At 67.2% G+C, this 23512-nt stretch carries 21 protein-coding genes; 15 read left to right on the forward strand and 6 right to left on the reverse strand.

What is annotated here, in order from left to right; all coding sequences use genetic code 11:
• Positions 1-41: 41 nt before the first annotated feature.
• Positions 42-899 carry a peptidylprolyl isomerase gene (locus IED13_RS10515; RefSeq protein WP_248311156.1) on the reverse strand — a complete coding sequence of 286 codons (858 nt, stop codon included), beginning with the start codon at positions 897-899 and terminating at the stop codon, positions 42-44.
• Positions 900-1274: 375 nt separating this feature from the next.
• Here IED13_RS10515 and secA point away from each other — a divergent pair, with 375 nt between their 5' ends.
• The 5 genes from secA to serA all read left to right on the forward strand — a co-directional run bounded on the left by secA (position 1275) and on the right by serA (position 8340).
• On the forward strand, positions 1275-4061 hold the full coding sequence (secA, locus tag IED13_RS10520; protein WP_191124142.1) for a preprotein translocase subunit SecA: 2787 nt from the start codon (positions 1275-1277) through the stop codon (positions 4059-4061).
• 185 nt (positions 4062-4246) lie between these two features.
• The gene (locus IED13_RS10525) at positions 4247-4762 is read left to right on the forward strand and encodes an invasion associated locus B family protein (protein WP_038362839.1); all 516 of its coding nucleotides are present in this window, start codon (positions 4247-4249) and stop codon (positions 4760-4762) included.
• 776 nt (positions 4763-5538) lie between these two features.
• Positions 5539-6519, forward strand: a complete 981-nt coding sequence (locus IED13_RS10530; RefSeq protein WP_038362837.1) for an SPFH domain-containing protein — start codon at positions 5539-5541, stop codon at positions 6517-6519.
• A 7-nt stretch (positions 6520-6526) separates the two neighbouring features.
• Complete coding sequence (locus tag IED13_RS10535; RefSeq protein WP_038362835.1) at positions 6527-6973, forward strand: NfeD family protein; 447 nt, start codon at positions 6527-6529, stop codon at positions 6971-6973.
• 107 nt (positions 6974-7080) lie between these two features.
• Positions 7081-8340: a phosphoglycerate dehydrogenase gene (serA, locus tag IED13_RS10540; protein WP_191124143.1), complete on the forward strand. Its 1260-nt coding sequence runs from the start codon at positions 7081-7083 to the stop codon at positions 8338-8340.
• Between the two features lie 9 nt (positions 8341-8349).
• Here serA and IED13_RS10545 read toward each other — a convergent pair whose 3' ends face one another.
• Positions 8350-8532, reverse strand: coding sequence for a hypothetical protein (locus tag IED13_RS10545; protein ID WP_038362832.1), 183 nt, complete (start codon positions 8530-8532; stop codon positions 8350-8352).
• A 207-nt stretch (positions 8533-8739) separates the two neighbouring features.
• Here IED13_RS10545 and IED13_RS10550 point away from each other — a divergent pair, with 207 nt between their 5' ends.
• Both IED13_RS10550 and IED13_RS10555 read left to right on the forward strand, forming a co-directional pair.
• A complete protein-coding gene (locus tag IED13_RS10550) occupies positions 8740-9747 on the forward strand; it encodes an LLM class flavin-dependent oxidoreductase (RefSeq protein ID WP_113254375.1) in 1008 nt (335 codons plus the stop codon).
• Positions 9748-9889: 142 nt separating this feature from the next.
• Positions 9890-10357 carry a Fur family transcriptional regulator gene (locus tag IED13_RS10555; protein ID WP_191124144.1) on the forward strand — a complete coding sequence of 156 codons (468 nt, stop codon included), beginning with the start codon at positions 9890-9892 and terminating at the stop codon, positions 10355-10357.
• A 6-nt stretch (positions 10358-10363) separates the two neighbouring features.
• Here the strand turns inward: IED13_RS10555 and IED13_RS10560 are convergent, their stop codons facing one another.
• Both IED13_RS10560 and IED13_RS10565 read right to left on the reverse strand, forming a co-directional pair.
• The gene (locus IED13_RS10560) at positions 10364-10636 is read right to left on the reverse strand and encodes a GNAT family N-acetyltransferase (RefSeq protein ID WP_112761695.1); all 273 of its coding nucleotides are present in this window, start codon (positions 10634-10636) and stop codon (positions 10364-10366) included.
• Between the two features lie 24 nt (positions 10637-10660).
• Positions 10661-12286, reverse strand: coding sequence for an OpgD/OpgG family glucan biosynthesis protein (locus tag IED13_RS10565; protein ID WP_191124145.1), 1626 nt, complete (start codon positions 12284-12286; stop codon positions 10661-10663).
• A gap of 274 nt (positions 12287-12560) precedes the next feature.
• On the opposite strand from IED13_RS10565, the gene IED13_RS10570 reads away from it, so the two are divergent.
• From IED13_RS10570 to IED13_RS10605, 8 genes are all read left to right on the forward strand, one after another.
• Positions 12561-13121 carry a glyoxalase superfamily protein gene (locus tag IED13_RS10570; protein ID WP_191124146.1) on the forward strand — a complete coding sequence of 187 codons (561 nt, stop codon included), beginning with the start codon at positions 12561-12563 and terminating at the stop codon, positions 13119-13121.
• A 569-nt stretch (positions 13122-13690) separates the two neighbouring features.
• Positions 13691-14836, forward strand: a complete 1146-nt coding sequence (locus IED13_RS10575) for a type III PLP-dependent enzyme (RefSeq protein ID WP_112761692.1) — start codon at positions 13691-13693, stop codon at positions 14834-14836.
• A gap of 229 nt (positions 14837-15065) precedes the next feature.
• Positions 15066-15593, forward strand: coding sequence for a GNAT family N-acetyltransferase (locus IED13_RS10580; RefSeq protein WP_191124147.1), 528 nt, complete (start codon positions 15066-15068; stop codon positions 15591-15593).
• A gap of 112 nt (positions 15594-15705) precedes the next feature.
• Entirely contained in the window at positions 15706-16641 is a 936-nt protein-coding gene (locus IED13_RS10585; protein WP_133560930.1) for a carbohydrate ABC transporter permease, read from the forward strand.
• The gene (locus IED13_RS10590; RefSeq protein WP_038362820.1) at positions 16638-17471 is read left to right on the forward strand and encodes a carbohydrate ABC transporter permease; all 834 of its coding nucleotides are present in this window, start codon (positions 16638-16640) and stop codon (positions 17469-17471) included. Before IED13_RS10585 ends, IED13_RS10590 begins: the two co-directional genes overlap by 4 nt.
• 11 nt (positions 17472-17482) lie before the next feature.
• Positions 17483-18814, forward strand: coding sequence for an ABC transporter substrate-binding protein (locus IED13_RS10595; RefSeq protein WP_191124148.1), 1332 nt, complete (start codon positions 17483-17485; stop codon positions 18812-18814).
• A 107-nt stretch (positions 18815-18921) separates the two neighbouring features.
• Positions 18922-19752 carry a phosphodiesterase gene (locus IED13_RS10600; protein ID WP_191124149.1) on the forward strand — a complete coding sequence of 277 codons (831 nt, stop codon included), beginning with the start codon at positions 18922-18924 and terminating at the stop codon, positions 19750-19752.
• A 117-nt stretch (positions 19753-19869) separates the two neighbouring features.
• Entirely contained in the window at positions 19870-21306 is a 1437-nt protein-coding gene (locus IED13_RS10605; RefSeq protein WP_191124150.1) for a homospermidine synthase, read from the forward strand.
• 118 nt (positions 21307-21424) lie between these two features.
• Here IED13_RS10605 and IED13_RS10610 read toward each other — a convergent pair whose 3' ends face one another.
• Positions 21425-22834, reverse strand: a complete 1410-nt coding sequence (locus IED13_RS10610; protein ID WP_191124151.1) for an MFS transporter — start codon at positions 22832-22834, stop codon at positions 21425-21427.
• Positions 22831-23502 carry an LON peptidase substrate-binding domain-containing protein gene (locus IED13_RS10615; RefSeq protein WP_142022817.1) on the reverse strand — a complete coding sequence of 224 codons (672 nt, stop codon included), beginning with the start codon at positions 23500-23502 and terminating at the stop codon, positions 22831-22833. Before IED13_RS10615 ends, IED13_RS10610 begins: the two co-directional genes overlap by 4 nt.
• Between the last annotated feature and the right edge of the window lie 10 nt (positions 23503-23512).

Genomic DNA, 23512 nt, shown 5'->3' on the forward strand with positions numbered 1-23512 from the left:
AAGGGCCGCCCTCCAAAATCGCGTAGTCGGGAGCGAAACGCTCAGTTCTTCTTCGGCTCGGCCGGCTTGGCGGCGTCCGGAGCCGGGGCAGCCGGAGGAGCCGGCTTGTCGAGGCGCTCGACCTTGGCCTTCTCGCGCAGCGCCAGCACGGTGTCCTGCTGGGCCTTGCGCTCGAGATACTGGTCGATCTGCGGCTTCACCGCGGCGAAGTCCGGCAGCGGCTTCGAGCGCTTGTCCTCGAGCTTGATGACGTGCCAGCCGAACTGGCTCTTCACCGGCACTGAGACCTCGCCCTTGTTGAGCTTGAAGGCGGCCTCGGCGAATTCCGGCACCATGCGGTCCTTGGTGAACCAGCCGAGATCGCCGCCCTCCTTGCCCGAGCCCGGATCCTTCGAGACGTCGGCGGCGACCTTGGCGAAATCCTCACCCTTCTTCAGCCGCTCCTCGACCGCCTTGGCCTGGTCCTCGGTCTCGACGAGGATGTGGCGGGCATGCGCCTCCTCCTCGGGGGCCATCGCCTTGGTGGTGTCGTCATAGAGCTTCTTGGCGGCCTCTGCGGTCACGGCCTTCTTGCCGACGCCGGAGAGATACTGATCGAGCATCACCTTCTCGCGGTAATAGCCGAGGCGCGCGGCGAATTCCGGCGTATCGGCGACCTTGGCCTCGGCCGCGGCCTTCGCACCGAGCTTGAGGTCGACGAGATAGTTGATGACCTCGTCGCGCTTGCGGTCTTCGGGGAGCTGGGCGAGGCGCTCGCCGAGATCCTCCGTCGCGAGCTGGACCTCCTGCTCCGTGATCGGGATGCCGTCGACCTTGGCGACGACCTTGTCGGCCTGGGCAAAAGCCGGTCCCGCCAGCAGCGCGAAGCCGAGAGCGGCGATGAGACGGGTGGATTTCATGAAAACGGCCTTTCCCATAGAGAGCCGAAGACGCGACCTGGCGCTGCACTGCCAGTTGAACGCGGCAAAGGCAAGGCGGTTCAGGGGGTTCCCGGCGCGGATCGCGCATCATCCGGAGGCAAGCGGCGCCGCGCCGCTCGCGGCCATGCCTTCCGCGCGGCCGACGCCCTTGGAAGCGGCCGGGCAAAACCCCACATGGTCGGGAAATCTCTTGCCGTTTTGCCCGCTCTTGGACGAAACGCATGCTGGACCATGCCCGCGCACGCGTCTAAACACGCGGTCGCAATTCGAGAATACCGCGGCCTGCCGGCCCGGGCGCGAAACCCGAGGGGCCGCGCCGGCCGGTGGACCGAGACATCACCTGAAAGGCCCAACATGCTTGGCGCGCTCGCAAAGAAGATCTTCGGCTCGTCGAATGACCGCCGCGTCAAGGGCTACCAGCCCCGCGTCGCGGCGATCAACGCCCTGGAGAACGACATCGCCGCGCTGAGCGACGAGGCGCTGAAGGCCCGTACCGACGAATTCCGGCAGCAGCTCGCCAATGGCGCCAAGCTCGACGACCTGCTGGTGCCGGCCTTCGCCACGGTGCGCGAGGCGGCCAAGCGCGTGCTCGGCCAGCGCCCCTACGACGTCCAGCTCGTCGGCGGCATGGTGCTGCACGAGGGCGCCATCGCCGAGATGAAGACCGGCGAGGGCAAGACGCTGGTCGCGACGCTCCCGACCTATCTCAACGCCCTCGAAGGCAAGGGCGTCCATGTCGTCACCGTCAACGACTACCTCGCCCGGCGCGACGCCGAGTGGATGGCGAAGCTCTACAACTTCCTCGGCCTGACCGTCGGCACCATCGTCCACGGCCTCGACGACGAGGAGCGCCAGCGCGCCTATGCCTGCGACATTACCTACGGCACCAACAACGAATTCGGCTTCGACTATCTCCGCGACAACATGAAGTACGACGTCGCGCAGATGAGCCAGCGCGGCCACCACTTCGCCATCGTCGACGAGGTCGACTCGATCCTGGTCGACGAAGCCCGCACGCCGCTGATCATCTCCGGCCCGCTCGACGACAAGTCGGACCTTTATGTTTCGATCGACAAGGTGCTGCCCGGCCTCGTCCCGACCGATTACGAGGTCGACGAGAAGCAGCGCACGGTGGCGCTGACCGAAGCCGGCAACGAGCATATCGAGGAGTTGCTGCGGCAGGCCGGCATCCTGACCGAGGGCGACCTCTACGACGCCCACAACATCACCATCGTCCACCACGTCAACCAGGCGCTGAGGGCCCACGCCCTCTTCACCCGCGACAAGGACTACATCGTCCGCAACGACGAGGTCGTGATCATCGACGAGTTCACCGGCCGCATGATGCCGGGCCGGCGCTATTCGGAAGGGCTCCATCAGGCGCTCGAGGCCAAGGAGCGCGTCACCGTCCAGCCCGAGAACGCGACGCTCGCCTCGATCACCTTCCAGAACTATTTCCGCCTCTACAGGAAGCTTGCCGGCATGACCGGCACGGCCGCGACCGAAGCCGACGAGTTCTTCCAGATCTACAAGCTCGAGGTCGTCGAGATCCCGACCAACCTCCCGATCTCCCGCAAGGACGAGGACGACGAGGTCTATCGCACCTTCGAGGAGAAGGTCCGCGGCGTCATCCGCGAGATCAAGCAGGCGCAGGAGAACGGCCAGCCGGTGCTCGTCGGCACCACCTCGATCGAGCGCTCGGAGCTCATCGCCGAGATGCTGGAGAAGGCGGGCTACAAGCTCATCGACTTCACCGATCCCACCGCGCTGGAGCCGGTCTACGCCGCCGCCCGCAAGGGCGAGACCGTCAAGGCCTTCGCCGTGCTGAACGCCCGCTTCCACGAGCAGGAAGCCTATATCGTCGCCCAGGCCGGCGTGCCCGGCGCCATCACCATCGCCACCAACATGGCCGGCCGCGGCACCGACATCCAGCTCGGCGGCAATGCCGAGATGCGCATCGCCCACGACCTCGCCGGGATCGAGCCGGGCCCGGAGCGTGACGCGAAGGCCGCCGCCATCCGCGCGGAGGTCGCCGATTTCAAGCAGCGCGTGCTGAAATCGGGCGGGCTCTACATCGTCGGCACCGAGCGCCACGAGAGCCGCCGCATCGACAACCAGCTGCGCGGCCGCGCCGGCCGCCAGGGCGATCCCGGCCGCTCCAAGTTCTTCCTGTCGCTGCAGGACGACCTGATGCGCATCTTCGGCTCCGACCGGATGGACGGCATGCTGCAGAAGCTCGGCCTCAAGGAGGACGAGGCGATCGTCCACCCCTGGATCAACAAGGCGGTCGAGAAGGCGCAGGGCAAGGTCGAGGCGCGCAACTTCGACATCCGCAAGAACATCCTGAAATACGACGACGTCATGAACGACCAGCGCAAGGTCGTCTTCGAGCAGCGCCGCGACTTCATGAAGCAGCCGAGCGTGCGCGAAACCATCGACGACATGCGCCAGGGCGTCGCCGAGGACCTCGTCGCCCGCCACATCCCCGAGGAGGCCTATCCCGAGCAGTGGGACACCGCCGGCCTCAAGCAGGAGGTGGTGCAGTACCTCAACCTCGATCTGCCGATCGAGGACTGGGCCAAGGAGGAGGGCATCGCCGACACCGAATTGCGCGAGCGCATCCGCAAGCTCTCCGACGAGGACTATGCCGCCCGCATCCAGCGCAACACCGAAGAGGTCATGACCTATGTCGAGAAGCAGGTGCTCCTGCAGACGCTCGACCATCTCTGGCGCGAGCATCTCGTCACCCTCGACCATCTCAGGCAGGTCATCGGCTGGCGCGGCTATGCCCAGCGCGACCCGCTGCAGGAATACAAGCAGGAGGCCTTCGAGCTCTTCGACGGGCTGATCGGGCAGCTCCGCCAGCAGGTCACCGGCCATCTCTCGCGCGTCGAGGTCCGCTTCGATCAGCCCGAGGAGCAGGCCCCGCTGCAGGTGCAGGATGCGGGCCCGGTGGGCGGTTTCGGCGGCGACTATGGCGGCAGCGGCGGCGTGCAGTTCGCGGCGCTCGGTGCCGACGATACGGCGGTGCTCGACCGCAACCCCGACGATCCCTCGACCTGGGGCAAGGTCGGCCGCAACGAGGCCTGCCCCTGCGGTTCCGGCAAGAAATACAAGCATTGCCACGGCCAGTACGTCTGAAGCAGAACGCTTCCGGCTTCGCTTTCGTCATGCCCGGCTCCGGCCGGGCATTGTCGTTTTGGCTCGGCGCATGGGCGGCTCGCAGCTGCGCCTGCGCCTGATGGACGCACGGATTCGTGAGGTCATGTTTACGCCTCGGTAAGGCTCTTCTTTCCAAGTTGCGCGCTGCGAAAGGAGATGAACGGATGATCAAGACAACGCTTTCGGCAATCTGCCTGGCTTTGCTGACGAGCACGGGTGCTGAAGCGGCTTCCGCCAAATCGCTCGGACAGTTCAACGCCTGGAGTGCGGCAGCCTACGACAAGGACAATTCGACCCGTTGCTTCATCATGAGCAGCCCCACGGCCGAGAATCCGTCGGGCTTGCGTCACGGCGAGGTCTTCTTCTTCGTCCAGACGGGAAATAACGGCACCAATACGGAATCGAGTTTCCAGACGGGCTACAGCTTCGCCACGAACTCGACCGTCACCGTCACCATCGGCGACGAGGAGTTCCGCATGCTGACCGAGGGCAACAACGCCTGGCTCGAGAAGGTCGAGCGTGAGCCCGCCCTTCTCGCGGCGATGCGCGCGGGCAGCGACATGGTGCTCGAAGCCCGCTCGGCCCGTGGCAACGCCACGAGCTACACCTTCTCGCTCGCCGGCGTCACCGCCGCCTCACGCCTGCTCCAGCGCTGCGACACGGCAGCGGCACAGAGCTAGGACATCGGTGGCGTTCGCGGCTCCGATGCAAGGCGCGGGGAACCCCTCTCCCGGATGGGAGAGGGGCAGGGGTGAGGGACCGCCGCTTCCCGCCAAGGCACGACGCGGCCGCCGCGCCTTCTGCGGAAAGCACACACCCTCATCCGGCGCTCCGCGCCACCTTCTCCCACCCGGGAGAAGGAAGGGGCCGTCGCACTTCCCCTGCAAACTTATCCCCGCCCTCCCACATCGCGCCTATCCTCGGGCCACCTCATCCCCGAGGGGCAGCCATCCGGAGGTGTGCCGTTGGTGGGGCTGAGGTCGGCGCCTGCGGGTGGAGTCACGATCCACTCCCGGGAGGCTTCGGGGCACCGCCCTGGGGACACTACGATCCCTGTGCGAGGAGCTCGCTGGGAACGGCCGATGGCAGCACGCCTTCGTCCCATGCCCGAGTAGACGCGACAAGGCGATGAGCCGAACTGGCGTCGAAAGGGCTCGCGGCGAAGGATGGCCGCAGGCCCGATAAGCGCGGCCCGGAGACTTAAAGAACGCCGGAAGCGGAGCGCCACGGGGCGTGCGGAAGGTGGCTCAATCCTTCCGCGCCGCATCCTGGCTCAATGGAAGCGGCTTTATATCCACCGCGCCTCGCGGCGCTCCGCTGCCCCTCACCACCACCGAACGCGGCGACGCGGGCGGGCGAAGACGTTTGCGCCCGCGCTTGCATCCGCCCGCCACAACCGCCAGTTTGGGCCGCTGCCGGCAAAGACGGGCAGGCCTAACGCGGCGGGGGAAACGGAATGGATCTGTCGGGCTTCAATATCGCGGTTATCGTCGTGGTGGCGCTGGTGATCCTGACGATCGCGCGCGGCGTCCGCACCGTTCCACAGGGCTTCAACTACACCGTCGAGCGCTTCGGCCGCTATTCGCGCACGCTCAGCGCCGGCCTCGGGCTGATCGTCCCCTATATCGACCGCATCGGCCACAAGGTGAATGTCATGGAGCAGGTGCTCGACATTCCCTCGCAGGAGGCGATCACCAAGGACAACGCCGGCGTGCGCATCGACGCCGCCGCCTTCTACCAGGTGCTCGACGCGGCCAAGGCCTGCTACGAGGTGTCCTCGCTCAACGATGCGCTGATGGTCCTGACCATGACCAATATCCGCACCGTCGTCGGCTCGATGGACCTCGACCAGCTCCTCTCCCATCGCGACGAGATCAATGAGCGGCTGCTGCGCGTCATGGACGCCGCCGCCTCGCCCTGGGGCGTCAAGGTCACGCGCATCGAGATCCGCGACATCCTGCCGCCGGCCGACATCGCCGGCGCGATGAACCGGCAGATGAAGGCCGAGCGCGAGAAGCGCGCCGCGATCCTGGAAGCGGAAGGCCTGCGCCAGGCCGAGATCCTCAAGGCCGAGGGCCAGAAGCAGTCTCAGATCCTCGCCGCCGAGGGCCGCAAGGAATCGGCGCTGCGCGACGCCGAGGCGCGCGAGCGGCTGGCGCAGGCGGAAGCGGCGGCGACCGCCATGGTCTCGGAGGCGATCGGCAAGGGCGACATCCAGGCCGCCAACTTCCTGATCGCCGAGCGCTATACCGATGCGCTGAAGGCCATCGCGACCGGCCCTAACAGCAAGGTGGTGATCGTGCCGATCGAGGCGGCCTCGCTCGCCGGCACGGTCGGCGGCATCGCCCAGCTCACCAAGGCCGTCTTCGGCGAGGACGCCGTCGCGGCGCGGCGCAATTCGGGCTCGGTTCCGCCGGCCGGGCGCGCGAATAGCTGAGGTCGCCATGCCTGACTGGCTCCTCACCCATAATGGCTGGCTCTGGGCCATTCTCGGCCTCGTCCTCATCGGCGGCGAGATCCTGGCGCCGGGCGTCTTCCTGATCTGGCTCGGCCTCGCCGCGCTCGTCACTGGCGCGGTCGTCGGCATCTTCGGCCTCGGCTGGCAGGCGGCCTCGATCGTCTTCGCGATCCTCGCCATCGCCAGCGTCGCCGCCGGGCGACTGTTGACCCGCCGCCGCGGCGAGGAGCCCGATGCGGCGACCGGGCTCAACGACCGCGGCCGCCAGCTCATCGGCAAGGTCTTCCGGCTGGAAGCAACGATGACCGGCGGCGAAGGGCGCGTCCGCGTCGGCGATTCCTCCTGGCGGATCATCGGCCCCGAGCTGCTGGCGGGCACGGAGGTCAAGGTCGTACGCGTCGAAGGCTCGACGCTGGTGATCGAGAAGGCATGAGGTTTTTGCATCGCTTGCGGCGTTTCGCGCGTCAGCGTTGCATCTAGGGCGTTGGCCTCGCGCCCGGCGAGGACTATAGCAACCGCTCCTTCACGAGCGCGAATTCCATGACCCCTGCCAGCGAACGCCTCTCCCTTCCCAAGGACCGCATCAAGGTCCTGCTGCTGGAAGGCATCAACGATTCCGCCGTCGCGCTGCTGCAGCAGGCCGGCTACTCCAATCTGGAACGCCTGCCCAAGGCGCTCGACAAGGCGGCGCTGATCGAGAAGATCCGGGGCGTGCATGTCCTCGGCATCCGCTCGCGCACCCAGCTGACGCCGGAGATCTTCGCCGCCGCCGACCGGCTCTTCGCCGTCGGCTGCTTCTCGGTCGGCACCAACCAGGTCGACCTGGAAGCCGCGCGCCAGCAGGGCGTGCCGGTCTTCAACGCGCCCTTCTCCAACACCCGCAGCGTCGCCGAATTGACCATTGGCGAGATCGTCATGCTGCTGCGCCGCATCCCCGATCGTTCGCGCTCGGCCCATGAGGGCGGCTGGGACAAGTCGGCCGAGGGCTCCTTCGAGGTGCGCGGCAAGACGCTCGGCATCGTCGGCTACGGCAATATCGGCAGCCAGCTCTCGACGCTGGCCGAGGCGATGGGCATGCGCGTGATCTATTACGATCACACCGACCGGCTGCGCCACGGCAACACCGAGCCGGTCGGCAGCCTGGCGGAACTGCTCGGCTCGGCCGACATCGTCTCGCTGCACGTTCCCGAGACGCCGCAGACCCATGGCATGATCGGCGCCGAGCAGCTCGCCCAGATGAACCGCGGCAGCTACCTCATTAACAATTCGCGCGGCACGGTCGTCGATCTCGGCGCGCTGGCGGCGGCGCTGAAGAGCGGCCATCTTGCCGGCGCCGCGGTCGACGTCTTCCCGGTCGAGCCCGCCTCCAACGCCGAACGCTTCGTCTCGCCGCTGCAAGGCTGCGCCAACGTCATCCTGACGCCGCATATCGGCGGCTCCACCGAAGAGGCGCAGGAGCGGATCGGCGCCGAGGTGGCGCGCAAGCTCGTCGATTATTCCGATGTCGGCGCGACGGTGGGCGCGGTCAACTTCCCGCAGGTGCAGATCCCGGCCCGGGCCGTCGGCACGCGCTTCATCCATGTCCAGCGCAATGTTCCGGGCATGCTCAGGCGCCTCAACGACGTCTTCGCCAATCGCCAGGTCAACATCGCCGCGCAGAACTATCACACCGACGGCGAGGTCGGTTACGCGGTCATCGAGGCCGACGGCGTCACCAGCCCCGAGGCGACCGATATCCTGCGCGAGATCCGCGCGCTCGACGGCACGATCCGCGCCCGCCTGCTCTACCAGCGCGGTTGATCCGCCGCGTCAGCGCTTTCCCCGGCCGCCGGGCTTGGTCGGCGTCTGGGTCGCGACGGGATCGCTGGCCGGGAAGGTATCCTTCAGCGCCCGGTTGAGTTCGGCGTCCTTGCCGTGCTCGCGCTCGGCCTTGCGCTGCTCCTTCTGCTCCTTGCGCAAGCTCTCCTTGGCCGGATTGGCAGTCGTGGTCATGGGTTGCCCCCCTTTCGATGGCGCCGCGCGGAAACGCGGCCGTCATCTGGGCAACGCGTCAGCCCGGCGCCCGTTCCGCCAGAACGCCAGCGCAGGCGCGCCATGACGAAGCGCGGGCACCTCTGGACCGCGACGCCCATCCTTCCCATCTGGTGAGGCCACGCCATCGTCGCCGGCTCGCTCCGGCACCAGCCAGCAGGGCCCGCCATGGTCGCGATCTCCGTCCTCGATCTCGTTCCCGTCGTCGAAGGGGAAGGCCCGCGCGAGGCGCTGCTGAAGTCGATCGACCTCGCCCGCCATGCCGAAGCTCTGGGCTTCACCCGCTACTGGGTGGCCGAGCACCACAACATGGTCGGCATCGCCAGCGCCGCGACCTCGGTGGTGATCGGCCAGCTCGCCGCCGCCACGAAGACGATGCGGATCGGTGCCGGCGGCATCATGCTGCCAAATCATGCTCCGCTCGTCATTGCCGAGCAGTTCGGCACGCTGGAGGCGCTCTTTCCCGGCCGCATCGATCTCGGCCTCGGCCGCGCCCCCGGCACCGACCAGCTCACGCTCAGGGCGCTGCGCCGCAGCCCGATGTCCTCCGACAGCTTCCCGCAGGATGTGCTGGAATTACAGGCGCTCTTCGCCCCGGCCGGCCCTAACCAGGCGATCCGCGCGGTGCCCGGTGAAGGGCTGAACGTACCGCTCTGGATTCTCGGCTCCAGCCTGTTCGGCGCGCAGCTCGCCGCCGAGCTCGGCCTGCCTTATTCCTTCGCCTCGCATTTCGCCCCGGACGCGCTGATGCAGGCGCTCGCCGTCTATCGCGAGCGCTTCAAGCCGTCGGAGCAGTTGCAATCCTCCTACGCCATGCCCGGCATCAACGTCGTCGCGGCCGAGACGGATGAGGAGGCGCGTCATCTCGCGACCTCCCTGCAGCAGCGTTTCGTCGGCATGGTCCGCGGCGCGCGCGGCAAGCTCCAGCCGCCGATCGACGACATCGAGCAGTACTGGAGCCCGGCCGAGAAGGCGCATGTCTCGCAGATGCTGCGCTATGCCTTCATCGGCTCGCCCGAGACGTTGCGGCGCGAGCTCGGCGCCTTCGTCGCCAATACCGGCGCCGACGAGATCATGGTCACGGCCCCGATCTTCGACCATGAGAAGCGCAAGCGCTCCTTCGAGATCGTCGCCGAACTGGCCCCCGAGCTCGCGAAGGCGCGCGGCGCCGCGTGACGCGCAGGGCCGGATTTGCGGCCGGACAACGCGCTCATGATCCAGATGGGAATGACACGCATTCGCGATTTTAATGCGAATGCTTATGACTTCCAAAAAGGCAGCTTTTGCAAATAGCCGCACTCATTGCTATGGGCTGAGCATGAGTGAAACCGACCGGCGCGTTGCCGTTTTCGAAAGCCAGTTGAAGGGGGCGGGCCTGCGCATGACGCAGCAGCGCCGCCTGATCCTGCGCGTGCTGGCCGAGGCCGACGATCATCCCGACGCGAAGGGCATCTTCACGCGCGCCTTCGCGCAGGATCCGACGCTCTCGCTCTCGACCGTCTACCGCACCATGAAGGTGCTGGAATCGCAGGGCGCGATCGAGCGGCATGCCTTCGAGGACGGCATCTCGCGCTATGAGCACGCCGACCAGCAGCATCACGACCATCTCATCGACGTCGATAGCGGCGACGTGATCGAGTTCTCCTCGGATGCGATCGAGGAGCTGCAGCGGCGCATCGCGGCCGAACTCGGCTACGAGCTCGTCCGCCACCGGCTCGAACTCTACGGCCGCAAGAAGCAGCCCGCGCGCAAGGGCCGCAAGGAGCCGGGCCCCAGGGAACGCTGAGCCCGCTCAGCCGTCGACGATGTCGTCGTATTCCGGATGCTTCGCGACCCAGGCCTTGAGGAACGGGCAGCGCACCACCGCCTTGCGCCCGCTCGCCCGGATCAGCTCGAACACGCCCTTGGCCAGCCGCGAGCCGACGCCCTGGCCGGCGAACTGCTCGGGCACCTCGGTATGGATCAGGACGAGCCGGTTGCCGTCCATCCGATAGGCGACAACCGCAGTGCCGCCCTCGAGAGCGAGCTCGAAGCGGTTCTCTTCCGGTTTCTCGACGACGTCCATCGCGTCTCTCCTTGGCGGCCCGTGCTATTGGCCCGGCTGCTGCGGGGCGGGCTTCTCGCTGGCCTCCGCGCGCCACGGATAGCTCCAGGTTTCCGTCAGCGTCTTGGGGCCGCTCTTCAGGAAGGCGCGCATCTCGGCGAGCTGCCCCGGCTCGCCGGTGATGTCGACGAAGGCGCGGAAACCGTTGATCTTCGGGTTCGGCACCAGGAAGGCGCGATCGATCTTGCCGCGGGTGATCGACGGCACGATCTCCACCTTGTCCGGCTGCTTGAGATGGTAGTCGAGATCGCCGCCGGCGAAATCGACGATGAAGCGGCGCGCGCCGTCCGCCACCGGCTCGACCGAACCGAGCGCCTTCGGCGCCGCCTGGAAGGTGTTGACCACGCGCCCGCCGGGATGGAGATCGCTGGAATCCAGCATCGCCGTCAGCCGGTAGCCGAAGGCGAATTCCTTGCCCGGCTCCAGCGGTGTCTTCGGCGTCCACTGCACGACGACATTGTCGTTGCTTTCATCCGTCGTCGGCATCTCGATCAGCTCGATCACGCCCTCGCCCCAGTCGCCCTGCGGCTCGACCCAGTAGGACGGCCGGCGCTCATAGGCGAGGTCGAGATCCTGATAGTGCTCGAAATTGCGGTCGCGCTGCATCAGGCCGAAGCCGCGTGGACTGCGCTCGACGAAGGCGGAGACCGCCTGCTGCTTCGGATTGCGCAGCGGCCGCCACAGCCACTCGCCCGAGCCCGAATGGATCATCAGCCCGTCGGAATCGTGCAGCTCCGGGCGGTAATCCTCGAAGAAGCGGCGGTCGTTCTCGCCGGTGAAGAACATCGAGGTCAGCGGCGCGAGCCCGAGCCTCTCGATCGGCTTGCGCGGGATGAGCGTCGCCGCGACCTCGACCAGCGTGTCGACATCCGGATAGATCGTGAAGCGATAGGCGCCGGTCAGCGAAGGCGAATCGAGCAGCGCGTTGACGATGATCCGCTCCGCATTCGCGGCCGGCTGCTCGACCCAGAACTCGCGGAAGACCGGGAATTCCTCGCTGTTCGTGCCTGCCCCGATGGCGAGCCCGCGCGCCGACAGCCCGTAGCGCTGTTCGCGGCCGAGCACGCGGAAATAGCTCGCCCCGATGAAGGCGATCAATTCGTCGAGGACGCGCGGATCGTTGAGCGGGTAGTGCAGCCGGAAGCCGGCGAAGCCGAGATTGACCGGCAGCGGCTTGTCGAACTTGACCTTGCCGTAGTCGAACAGATTGGCCGAATAGGGCACCGGCGTCGGCACGCCGTCGCGCACCACATTGACCGTGACCGGCCGGGTGAACAGGAAGCCCGGATGGAACATCTGCATCCGGAAGGGCGAGCCGTTCTGCGCGAGCAGGGCCCGGTCCGGGCGGAAGCGGATGTCGCGCCAGGAATCGTAGTCGAGCCGCGCAAGCGGCTCGGGCAGGGCCGCCGGCGGCTCATAGGCGACGGCGGCGACCTCGCGCGCCCGGCGCTGCACATCCTCGAAGCCGAAGCGCGGCTGTGGCGGCGTCTGCGGCGGCGGCACCGGGTTCGGATTCTGCGGTTGCTGTGCGAGCAGGGCGGACGGAGCCGCCGAAAGGCACAGCATGGCGGAAATCCCGCCAAGGACGCGGCGGCGGTCAAACTTCGTCATCTCTCGTCCGTCTACTGGGTACCGGTTGTCGCGGAGGCGCCTGCGCCAGCGACTTAACGCCATGAAATGGGGCCGGTCTAGGGCAGCGCGATTGACAAGACATGAAGAGATGGCAACCTTTGCCCCCGGCCGGATGCGGCCAGCCGCTCGCGCCCCTTGGGCATGGTGAACGCATCCCTTGAGACGACGCTGTCCTGATCCCGCTCTCCTCGCGGACGGATATCGGCAAGGCGAGCCCCGATCGTTTCCGTCCCGAACGAGAAGGATCACGACGATGCGCGATTTCCGCGACGCGAAGCTGATGGCGAAAAGCCTGCGCGAGGCCATGGCCGCCAGGCAGGTTCAGCTGACCCACTCCGAGACCCTCGAGATCGTGGCGCGCCAGTTCGGCCATGACGACTGGAACGTGCTGGCGGCCAGGATCGGCGAGACCGGGCCGGCCATGCCCGCCGAAAAGCCCGCCGAAGCCGTGCGCCTGCGGATGGGCATCCCGATCCTGCGCATCTTCGACGAAGCCAAGGCAAAGGAGTTCTATCTCGACTTCCTCGGCTTCCGCATGGACTGGGACCATCGCTTCGGGCCGGACACGCCGCTCTATATGCAGGTCTCGCGCTCCGGGCTCGAGCTCCATCTCTCCGAGCATCACGGCGACGCCAGCCCCGGCTCGACCGTCTTCGTCTGGATGGACGGCATCGACGCCCTCCATGCCGAGCTGATCGCAAAGCGCTATACCTATTCGCGACCGGGCATCGAGGAGGATGGGCCGGGCGGGCGCACCCTGCAGGTGCCGGACCCGTTCGGCAATCGAATCCGCTTCTGCGAGAAGCGCGGCTAACCCATAGCCGGCACAGCGCTTTCCGCCGTTAACCCGTTCCCGGAGGCGCGCAGATCCGCCCTGCAAAAAAATGCGGCTTCGGGTTCACAAAACACTTGTGGTCCGGGGTCGCTATCCGTATATCGCGTTCACCCAATTCGCACGTGCCTGTGGCCGCGTGCTGGTCGGTGGGCATCCGGACAAGAGGCCGGACAGCCGCCAGGGGTTGGAGGACGGATGGAGGGGATGGACATCCCTCAAATCACGCCTCCCAGTCTCCGCAAGGAGATTGTTCCCCGACACAGACCAGCAGCCGGAGGCAAAACCGGCGAACCCCGAATCTCCACGGGGGACGCAGCTTAAAGCAACGACGGAGCGGGCTTTTTTGGTCTCGTTGGTCCTCCAAAGGCCAACACCGAAGAGGCTTGTCCTTCATTGCCGGCCGTGCGGGGTCTTCCCCAATCGAACGGTGTTTCGGGTCCGGACGTTTCGTCCGCTGTCGCCGGCGTCTCCACAGCGCCTCGCGACGGCAGCGATTCATTCGGCGATACATCGCATCGGCGCCGCTTGCGCCGGGGGAGTCGCGCGTCATGACCGACCGCATCCGTGAGTTTCTTCGTACCCGCCGCGAGGACGGGCCCTGCGTCGTCATCGATACCGATGTCGTGCGCGAGAACTATCACGCCTTCGCCCGTGCGCTGCCCGACACCCGCGTCTTCTACGCGGTGAAGGCCAACCCGGCGCCGGAGGTGCTTGCCCTGCTCGCCAAGCTCGGCTCCTGCTTCGACTGCGCCTCGGTCGTCGAGATCGAGCTCGCGCTCGCCGCCGGCGCCACCGCCGACCGCATCTCCTTCGGCAACACCATCAAGAAGGAGCGCGACGTCGTGCGCGCCATGGAGCTCGGCGTGCGCCTCTTCGCGGTCGACTGCACGGCCGAGGTCGAGAAGGTCGCCCGTTCGGCGGACAAGACCGGCACGAAGGACGCGCGCATCTTCTGCCGCATCCTCTGCGACGGTGCCGGCGCCGACTGGCCGCTCTCGCGCAAGTTCGGCTGCGTGCCCGAGATGGCCGCGGATGTGCTCGAGCACGGCCATCGCCTGGGCCTGACCGCCTATGGCATCTCGTTCCATGTCGGTTCGCAGCAGGCCAATGTGAACGCCTGGGATTCCGCCCTGGCCTCGGCCTCGGCGGTCTTCAAGGAGTGCGCCACCCGTGGCATCTCGCTGTCGATGGTCAACCTCGGCGGCGGCTTCCCGGCGCGCTACCTGAAGCCGATTCCGGGCGTGCCCTCCTATGGCGACGCGATCTTCCGGGCGCTGTCGAAGCATTTCGGCAACCAGCTGCCCGAGACGATCATCGAGCCGGGCCGCGGCATGGTCGGCGAAGCCGGCCTGATCGAGGCCGAGGTCGTGCTGATCTCGAAGAAGGCCGAGGACGACAAGGTCCGCTGGGTCTATCTCGACATCGGCAAGTTCAACGGCCTGGCCGAGACGATGGACGAGGCGATCCGCTATCCCATCCGCACCGAGCGCGATGGCGATGCGACGGTTCCCTGCGTGCTCGCCGGCCCGACCTGCGACTCGGTCGACGTCATGTACGAGAAGACCCCGTACATGCTGCCCTTCTCGCTGGAGATCGGCGACAAGGTGCTGATCGAGGGCACGGGCGCCTATACGACGACCTATTCGGCCGTCGCCTTCAACGGCTTCCCGCCGCTGAGGCAGTACGTCATCTGACGTGGGAGGGCTGACCGGCCCTCCCTCACCAATCGGGTCCGGCGAAGCGCCCTGTCCGAAACGGCAGGCTGCCCGGCGAAATCCGGGCGGAGCGACCGCGTCTCCAGAATGGAGCGCGGGCGTGGCTCCCGCCGGACCCCTCTTCCCACATCCTGTTCTGCTTGTGGCCGCGTTCGCGCGGCGCCGGGAAGGTCCGCCAGGAAGCGGGCGCTCCGGCCGGAGGTGCGTCATGATCCGGATCCGCGACGAAATCGCTGCCGATGTTCCCGCCCGCGAGGCGCTGCTCGACCGTTGCCTCGGCGAGCGCCGCACCGCCAAGTCGAGCGAGCGCCTGCGCGAGGGCCGCTTGCCGGCGGAAGGGCTCGCCCTGACCGCCGAGCTGGACGGCGAGATCGTCGGCACGGTCCGACTCTGGCATGTCGAAGCCAACGGCGTGCCGGCGCTCATGCTCGGCCCGCTCGCGGTGAAGCCCGAGCTTCAGGGCGAGGGCCTCGGCAAGATGCTGATGCGCGAGGCGCTCTGGCGCGCGGCCTGCCGTGGCCACGGCGCGGTCATCCTCGTCGGCGACGCATCCTATTACGCCCGCTTCGGCTTCGATCCGGCGCTGACCCGCGACCTCGCCATGCCCGGCCCGGTCGAGCGCGAGCGCTTCCTCGCCATCGAATTGCGCGACGGCGCACTCGATGGCGCGCAGGGCGTGCTCATCGCGACCGGCGAACTGGCCGAAGGTGTTGTGCCGCTGCGCAAGGCAGCCTGAAATATTGACAGCGCACCCCGCGACATGCGGGGTTCGTCACCGAGCTGTCATCCCACTGTGACGGCTCCGTCACCGACCCCGGCCATGACCGCGCCCCAAGACGGGACGCATCATGGCCGACACCATCATCGCAAGCCGGCCGGCACCAGCATGGCGCCTGGCGATCAGGCATCCACGCCGGAAGACGCTCGTCGCCTTCGGCCTGCTCGCGCCTTCGCTCGTGCTGCTGGCGCTGTTTACCTACTGGCCAATCATCCAGTTGACCTGGCAGTCGCTGCACGGCCAGCAGCGTGTCGGCGGGCCGCAGGTCTATACCGGCCTGAAGAACTTCGCCGATCTCGTCGCTGACCCCGCCTTCCGCAAGGCGCTGGTCAACAATCTGATCTATGCCTTCGGCACGGTGCTGCCGAGCCTCGTGCTGGCGCTGGGCTTCGCGCTGGCGCTGGCGCGCTCGAACCGCATCAACACCGTGCTGCGTTCGCTGTTCTTCCTGCCGGTGCTGCTGCCGCTCGTCGCCGCCGCCTCGATCTTCCTGTTCCTGTTCCTGCCCAATGTCGGGCTTCTCGACTACTACCTCGCCAAGCTCGCCCTCTCCGGCCCGAACTGGCTCGGCGACCCCGATGTCGCGCTCTGGTCGATCATGGTGCTGACGATCTGGAAGAACGCCGGCTACTACATGCTGTTCTTCCTCGCCGGGCTGCAGGCGATTCCGGCGGACGCCAACGAGGCGGCGATCCTCGAAGGCGCCAATCCCTGGCAGCGCCTGCGCTATGTCACCCTGCCCTATCTCAAGCCCACCATCGGCTTCGTCCTCGTCATCGGCCTGACCAATGTCGTGACGCAGGTCGACCACGTCTTCGTCCTGACCAAGGGCGGCCCGGCCGACGCCACCAACCTGCTGCTGTTCTACGTCTACCAGCAGGCGGTCGAAAATTATGAGCCCGGCCGGGCGGCCGCCGGCTCGCTGGCGATGCTCGGGCTCCTGCTGGCGCTGACGGCGGCTTCGCTGCGCACTCTCGAGCGCTCCTTCGGAGAGCCGGAATCATGAGCGTCGCCAATCGCGAGATCTCGCCGAAGCTCGGCTATGGCGCGACATTGCTGGTCGCCGCGCTCTGGGCCGTGCCGTTCCTCTGGATGCTGGTCGCGGCCTTCAACCCGGAGAGCACCGGCGCCGGCATGGCCGCGCTGATCCCGGACTATGTGCCGAGCCTCGCCAATTTCGCCGAGGCCTGGGGGCTCGCCGATTTCCCACGCTACGGCCTCAACACCGCGATCATCAGCTTCGGCATCCTAGCGGTGCAGTTCGTCACGATCACGCTGGCGGGCTATGCCTTCGCGCGGATCGACTTCCCCGGCCGCAGCTTCTGCTTCTATCTGTTCCTGACGCAGCTCATGCTGGCGCCGGTCGCGCTGATCGTGCCCAATCTGGTGACGATTGCCTCGCTCGGCCTCTATGACAGCCTGCTCGGCGTGATGGCGCCCTATTTCGCCTCCGCCTTCGGCACCTTCCTGATGCGGCAGGCCTTCCGCGCGATCCCGCGCGAGCTGGAGGAAGCCGCGCTGATCGACGGCGCTTCCATCGGGCAGCGCATCCGCCTGATCTACCTTCCGCTGGCCAAGCCCTCGCTGATCGCCTTCGCGATCGTCTCGGTCACCAGCCACTGGAACGAGTTCCTCTGGCCGCTGATGGTGATCAATTCGCCCGATCTGCGCCCGCTCACCGTCGGGCTCGCCACCTTCACCCGTGGGGCCGAGGGCGCGCAGGCCTGGGGCGTCATCGCGGCAGGCACGCTCATCGTCAGCGCGCCGCTGATCCTCGCCTTCGTCCTGTTCCAGCGCGCCTTCGTCAACTCCTTCGTCTCCTCCGGCATCAAATAGAGGATTGCCTCATGACGACCACCCGCCGTTCCCTTCTCGCCGGCGCCGCCCTCGCCGCGACCCTCGCAATGACGCCGGCCTTCGGACAGTCCCCGACCGAGATCGAGCTGTTCTTCCCGGTTCCCGTCGACGGGCAGCTCGCCCGCGACATGGCCACCCTGATCAAGGAGTTCAACGAGGGCCATCCGGCGATCAAGGTGACGCCGGTCTATACCGGCTCCTATGACGAGACCCTGATCAAGACCCGCGCCGCGATGAAGGCCGGCAAGCCGCCGGCGGTCTCGATCATGTCCGCGAACTTCCTGCGCGACCTCCAGATCGAGGGCGAGATCCAGCCGCTCGACACGCTGATCAAGGCCGACGGCAAGAGCAACGACCAGTTCATGGGCCAGTTCTTCCCGGCGCTCTCCGGCAATGCCGTGCTCGACCGCTCGGTCTATGGCGTGCCCTTCCACAACTCGACGCCGATCCTCTACATCAACGCCGAGCATTTCAAGGAAGTCGGGCTCGACCCCGAGAATCCGCCGAAGAACTGGACCGAGCTCGCCGCCGCCGCCGCGAAGCTGACCAAGCGCGAAGGCGACCGCGTCACGCGCTGGGGTATCGCGATCCCCTCGCAATACGACACCGGCGGCTGGCTGCTGCAGGCGCTGACCTATTCGAATGGCGGGCGCTGGTTCAACGTCGATTATGCCGGCGAGGTCTATTACGACGAGCCCTCGACGCTGGGCGCGCTGACCTTCTGGAGCGACCTCGTCAAGAACAAGGTCCTGCAGCCCGGCGTGCAGCAGAACGGCGCGGTCTCGACCGCCTTCCTTTCCGGCCAGGCCTCGATGATGCTGCACTCGACCGGCTCGCTCACCTTCGTGCGCAGCAATGCCAAATTCCCGCTCAAGGTCGCCTTCGTGCCGAAGAACCTGCAGAATCAGGTTCCGATCGGCGGCGCCTCGCTGGTGGTTCCGACAGGCGTCGAGGGCGAGCGCCGCAAGGCCGCCTGGACGCTGATCAACTGGATGACCAGCCCTGAGAAATCGGGCTGGTGGAGCCGCGCCACCGGCTATTTCGCGCCGAACATGCAGGCCTATGAACTGCCCGAGATGAAGGCCTTCCTCGACAAGAACCCTGACGCCAAGGTTGCTGTCGACCAGCTCGCCTATGCTAGGCCGTGGTTCGCCACCTACAAGACCGTGCCGGTCCGCAAGGCGGTCGAGGACGAGCTCGCCAATGTCCTCTCCGGCAAGAAATCGCCGAAGGAGGCGCTGGTCGCCGCCCAGAAGGCCGCCGACGAGATCATGAAGCCTTATGTCGAGCAGACCGCGCTGAAGCTGCCCGGCAGCAACTGATCGCGCCCAGCGCCATGCCCGGGCCTGTCCCGGGCATCCCTCTTTTGACCTTCCGCCTGAAATGGCCGGGCCCGGGCCCGGCCATGACGGCATTCCGGACACCGCCCATGCTCATCGCCCATCTCACCGACCTGCATATCCGCCCGCGCGGCAAGCCGGCCTATCGCGTCTCCGAGACCAATGCGCTGACCGAGCGCGCCATCGACGCGATCGCGGCGCTGCGCCCGCGCCCCGATCTCGTGGTGATCACCGGCGACCTGACCGATTGCGGCCTGCCGGAGGAATATGCGCTGCTGGAAGCCATGCTGCGCCGATTGCCGATGCCGGTGCTGCTGGTGCCCGGCAATCACGACCGCCGCGAGACGCTGCTCGCCGGCCTGAGCTTCGACCCGCGCAGCCTGCGCGAGGACGGCTTCGTCCAGTTCTGCGCCGATCTCGGCCCGATGCGCTTGATCGGCCTCGACACGCTGCTGCCGGGCCAGAGCGCCGGCGCGCTCTGCGGGACGCGGCTCGCCTTCCTCGACAAGGCGCTGACCGAGGCGCAGGGGCGTCCGGTGGCGATCTTCATGCACCACCCGCCCTTCGACTGCGGCATCCGCCACATGGACGCCATCCGCCTGCTCGAGGGCGCCGAGGAATTCGCGGCCATCGTCGCGCGCCATCCCAATGTCGAGCGCATCCTGTGCGGCCATCACCACCGCCCGATCGTGACGCGTTTCGCCGGCACCCTCGCCCAGATCGCCCCCTCGGTCACCCATCAGGTCACGCTCGACCTGACCGAGGAGGGCGCCGCGACCTTCCATATGGAGCCGCCGGCCTATCTCCTGCACAGCTACGATCCGGTCGCCGGCTTCGTCAGCCACACGGCCTATGTCGAACGCTATCCCGGCCCCTACCCCTTCGTGCTCGACGCCGATTATCCGGGCGCGCAGGCCTGAATCCGGCGCGGGCGAGCCTGGCGCATCGGTCCGATGCCGCCGCGGCTGTTGACGCCGGGGCCGCCCGCCCATACCAGCCTTCGCTTCGATGTTTCCCGAACCCAGGAGTTCAAAAGAATGACGGATTGGCCCGTATACGGCGAGATCACCGGCCCGATCGTGATGATCGGCTTCGGCTCGATCGGCCGCGGGACGCTGCCGATGATCGAACGGCATTTCAAATACGACAAGAGCCGCTTCGTGGTGATCGCGCCGGACGACGAGAACCGGGCGCTCCTCGATGAGCGTGGCATCCGCTTCATCCAGGAAGCGCTGACGCCCGAGAACTACAAGGCGCTGCTCGAACCGGTGCTGACGGCCGGCGGCGGACAGGGTTTCTGCGTGAACCTGTCCTGCGACACCGGCTCGCGCGACTTGATGGAATTCTGCTCCAGCTTAGGGGCGCTTTATATCGACACCGTCAACGAGCCCTGGCTCGGCTTCTATTTCGACGAGAGCAAGGGGCCGGGCGAGCGTTCGAACTATGCCCTGCGCGAGATGACGCTGGCCGCCAAGCGCGCCCGTCAGCCTGGTTCGACGACGGCCATTTCCTGCTGCGGCGCCAATCCGGGCATGGCCTCCTGGCTCGCCAAGAAGGCCCTGCTGAACGTCGCCGCCGACATGCGCCTCAACGTGCCCCAGCCGAAGACCCGCGAGGAATGGGCCGCGCTGATGAAGCAGGTCGGCGTCAAGGGCATCCATATCGCCGAGCGCGACACGCAGCGTTCGAAGAACCCCAAGCCGCCCGGCGTCTTCGTCAACACCTGGTCGGTCGAGGGCTTCATCTCCGAGGGCGTGCAGCCGGCCGAGCTCGGCTGGGGCACCCATGAGAAATGGATGCCGGAGAATGCCCGCACCCACGAGACCGGCTCCCAGGCCGCGATCTACCTGATGCAGCCCGGCGCCGAGACCAAGGTACGCAGCTGGTGCCCGACGCCCGGCCCGCAATACGGCTTCCTGGTGACGCATAACGAGTCGATCTCGATCGCCGACTATTTCACCGTGCGCGACGAGAGCGGCAAGGCGATCTACCGGCCGACCTGCCACTACGCCTATCACCCTGCGAACGATGCGGTGCTCTCGCTCCACGAGATGTTCGGCAATGCTGGCCGTCCGCAGGAGAAGCACCACATCCTCGAGGAGAACGAGGTCGTCGACGGCATCGACGAGCTCGGCGTGCTGCTCTACGGCCACGACAAGGGCGCCTACTGGTTCGGCTCGCAGCTCTCGACCGAGGAAGCCCGCAAGCTCGCTCCGTACCAGACCGCGACCGGCCTGCAGGTCACCTCGGCCGTGCTCGCCGGCATGGTCTGGGCGCTCGAGAATCCCAATGCCGGCATCGTCGAGGTCGAGGAGATGGATCTCGACCGCTGCCTGGGAATCCAGATGCCCTATCTCGGTCCGGTGAAGGGCTATTACACCGACTGGACCCCGCTCGACGGCCGCCCGGGCCTGTTCCCGGAGGACATCGATACCAGCGATCCCTGGCAGTTCAGGAACATCCTGGTTCGGTAAGGCTGGATGTCATTCTCGGGCGCCGCTGAGCGGCGACCCGAGACTCTCATGACGAGAGACAACTGGTTCCAAAGATGCTCGGGGCAAGCCCGAGCATGACGGCAGTGACAGACGGGCGCTACGGCGCCCGTTTCACGTTAACACCCGCCAAAAGCGCCCCGCCCGCCAGGAAGAACACGATCAGCACCGCCAGGCCCGCGCGCTGGCTGGCGAAGACGCTCGTCGCCAGCGCGACCAGCGTCGGCCCCATGAAGGACGTCACCTTCCCCGACAGGGCGAAGAGCCCGAAGAATTCGCCGATCCGTCCTTCCGGCGCGAGCCGCGCCAGCAGGCTGCGCGAAGCCGCCTGCATGGGACCGGCGACGAGGCCGATCAGCAGGCCGAGGCCGAGATAGACTCGCTCCGGCACCGAGGCATAGAGCCCATCCCCCGGCACCGCCGGGGCGGCCGGGATCACGAACAGGATATGGTCGGCGCTCAGCGAGAGAATGCCGAGGCAGGCGAAGAGCAGGCAGGCGATCGAGCCCAGGATCACCGGCTTGCCGCCGATGGCGTCGTCGAGCTTGCCCCCGAGCCAGGCGCCGAGCGTGCCGGTGACGGTGAGCAGGATGCCGAAGACGCCGAGCTCGATGGTCTGCCAGCCGAAGACGCCGGCCGCATAGATGCCGCCGAAGGCGAAGAGCGCGACCAGCGCATCCTGGTAGATCATGTTCGCGAGCAGGAAACGCCCGAGCGCAGGCAGCTTCGGCAATTCCGCGATCGTCGCCTTGAGCCGTCCGACGCCGCCTTGCGCCGCTTCCTTGAGCCGCATCCCGGTTCGCGGCGAGTCGGGAGTGAGCAGGAACATCGGCGCGACGAAGACGATGAACCATAGCGCCGTCAGCGGCCCGGAGAAACGGTCGCCCTCGCGGCTGGCGGCATCGAGCCCGAAGATCGGCGACAGCCCGGCCAGCGTCTTGCCGGTATGCGGATCGGCCGCCAGCAGGCCAAGCGTCACCGCCAGCGAGAGAAGCCCGCCGAGATAGCCGACCGCCCAGCCCGTGCCGGAGAGCCAGCCCAACCGCTCCGCCGGCACCAGCCGCGTCATCATCGCATTGTTGAAGGTCGTCGCGAATTCGGCGCCGACCGTCGCGATGACGAAGCCGGCGAGCGCGATCGTCACCGCCCATGGCGAGCCGGGCACCGCGAACCAGAGCATGGCCGAACCGATCACCAGCAGCGCCCCGAAGGCCGCGATCCAGGGCTTGCGCGGCCCCGTCCGGTCGGCGACGCCACCGAGCAGCGGCGAGAGCAGCGCGATGCAGAAGCCGGCGAAGCCCGTGGCATAGCCCCACAGCGCCTGCCCCTCCGCCGCATCGCTTGCCAGGGCCGAGGCGAAGAACGGTGCGAAGACGAAGGTGGTGATCAGCGTGAAGAAAGGCTGCGCCGACCAGTCGAAGAAGATCCACGCCACGACCGCGCGCCGCGGCGGCCAGGTCGACGGCGGCGCGACGGCAACCGGCTCGGACGAGGAAATGGCGGAGCTCACTGCAGCGTCGTGTCCGGATCGCCGCCGCCGCGCGCCAGCTCGATCTCGGTGATCGCCACCAGCACCTCGGCGCGCTCCTTGAGGCTGCGCGCCTCCAGCAGCGCCTGCTTCTCGCGCGGGCCGAAGGGGCACATCATCGCCAACGCGTTGACCAGCGCCTCGTTCGGCGCCTCATGGACGCCCTTCCAGTCGATCTTGAGGTCGTTTGCCTTGGCGAAGTCGCGCAACGCCTTGAGCAGCCCGTCGCGATCGACCGCCTCCTCGCCCGAGCGGGCGATGAAATCGACCGCGAAGGGCTCGTAATCCACCCGTCCCTGCCGGTAGGGCGTCACCACGGACAATTCCTCCACGACGCGGAAACGGCTGATGCCGGTCAGGCTGATGATGTAGCGATCGTCGCCGGTCTCGGCGAACTGGGTGATGCGGCCGAGACAGCCGACCCTGACCAGCGGCGGAATCTCGACGCGGCGACCGTCATCCGGCTCGGGCTGGATCATCCCGATGACGCGGTCGCCCCGGATCGCGTCATCGATCATCGCCAGATAGCGCGGCTCGAAGATATTGAGCGGCATCTGTCCGCGCGGGAGCAAGAGCGCGCCGGTCAAAGGGAAGAGCGGGATCACCTGCGGGCAATCCCCGGCCCCCTTGTAGACGGCGTTCATGCCCATCCGCGCATCC

It is taken from the genome of Allobosea spartocytisi, assembly GCF_014764685.1.
Lineage (GTDB): Bacteria > Pseudomonadota > Alphaproteobacteria > Rhizobiales > Beijerinckiaceae > Allobosea > Allobosea spartocytisi.

Bases quoted from the DNA above. Each gene is read 5' to 3' on its own strand.
- IED13_RS10615 (WP_142022817.1), bottom strand. From the start codon at position 23,502: ATGGGCATGAACGCCGTCTACAAGGGGGCCGGGGATTGCCCGCAGGTG.
- IED13_RS10560 (WP_112761695.1), bottom strand. From the start codon at position 10,636: ATGGACGTCGTCGAGAAACCGGAAGAGAACCGCTTCGAGCTCGCTCTC.
- IED13_RS10535 (WP_038362835.1), top strand. From the start codon at position 6,527: ATGCCTGACTGGCTCCTCACCCATAATGGCTGGCTCTGGGCCATTCTC.
- IED13_RS10565 (WP_191124145.1), bottom strand. From the start codon at position 12,286: ATGACGAAGTTTGACCGCCGCCGCGTCCTTGGCGGGATTTCCGCCATG.
- serA (WP_191124143.1), top strand. From the start codon at position 7,081: ATGACCCCTGCCAGCGAACGCCTCTCCCTTCCCAAGGACCGCATCAAG.
- IED13_RS10555 (WP_191124144.1), top strand. From the start codon at position 9,890: ATGAGTGAAACCGACCGGCGCGTTGCCGTTTTCGAAAGCCAGTTGAAG.
- IED13_RS10605 (WP_191124150.1), top strand. From the start codon at position 19,870: ATGACGGATTGGCCCGTATACGGCGAGATCACCGGCCCGATCGTGATG.
- IED13_RS10550 (WP_113254375.1), top strand. From the start codon at position 8,740: ATGGTCGCGATCTCCGTCCTCGATCTCGTTCCCGTCGTCGAAGGGGAA.
- IED13_RS10515 (WP_248311156.1), bottom strand. From the start codon at position 899: ATGAAATCCACCCGTCTCATCGCCGCTCTCGGCTTCGCGCTGCTGGCG.
- IED13_RS10595 (WP_191124148.1), top strand. From the start codon at position 17,483: ATGACGACCACCCGCCGTTCCCTTCTCGCCGGCGCCGCCCTCGCCGCG.
- IED13_RS10590 (WP_038362820.1), top strand. From the start codon at position 16,638: ATGAGCGTCGCCAATCGCGAGATCTCGCCGAAGCTCGGCTATGGCGCG.
- IED13_RS10575 (WP_112761692.1), top strand. From the start codon at position 13,691: ATGACCGACCGCATCCGTGAGTTTCTTCGTACCCGCCGCGAGGACGGG.
- IED13_RS10530 (WP_038362837.1), top strand. From the start codon at position 5,539: ATGGATCTGTCGGGCTTCAATATCGCGGTTATCGTCGTGGTGGCGCTG.
- IED13_RS10570 (WP_191124146.1), top strand. From the start codon at position 12,561: ATGCGCGATTTCCGCGACGCGAAGCTGATGGCGAAAAGCCTGCGCGAG.
- IED13_RS10585 (WP_133560930.1), top strand. From the start codon at position 15,706: ATGGCCGACACCATCATCGCAAGCCGGCCGGCACCAGCATGGCGCCTG.
- IED13_RS10600 (WP_191124149.1), top strand. From the start codon at position 18,922: ATGCTCATCGCCCATCTCACCGACCTGCATATCCGCCCGCGCGGCAAG.
- IED13_RS10545 (WP_038362832.1), bottom strand. From the start codon at position 8,532: ATGACCACGACTGCCAATCCGGCCAAGGAGAGCTTGCGCAAGGAGCAG.
- IED13_RS10580 (WP_191124147.1), top strand. From the start codon at position 15,066: ATGATCCGGATCCGCGACGAAATCGCTGCCGATGTTCCCGCCCGCGAG.
- IED13_RS10525 (WP_038362839.1), top strand. From the start codon at position 4,247: ATGATCAAGACAACGCTTTCGGCAATCTGCCTGGCTTTGCTGACGAGC.
- secA (WP_191124142.1), top strand. From the start codon at position 1,275: ATGCTTGGCGCGCTCGCAAAGAAGATCTTCGGCTCGTCGAATGACCGC.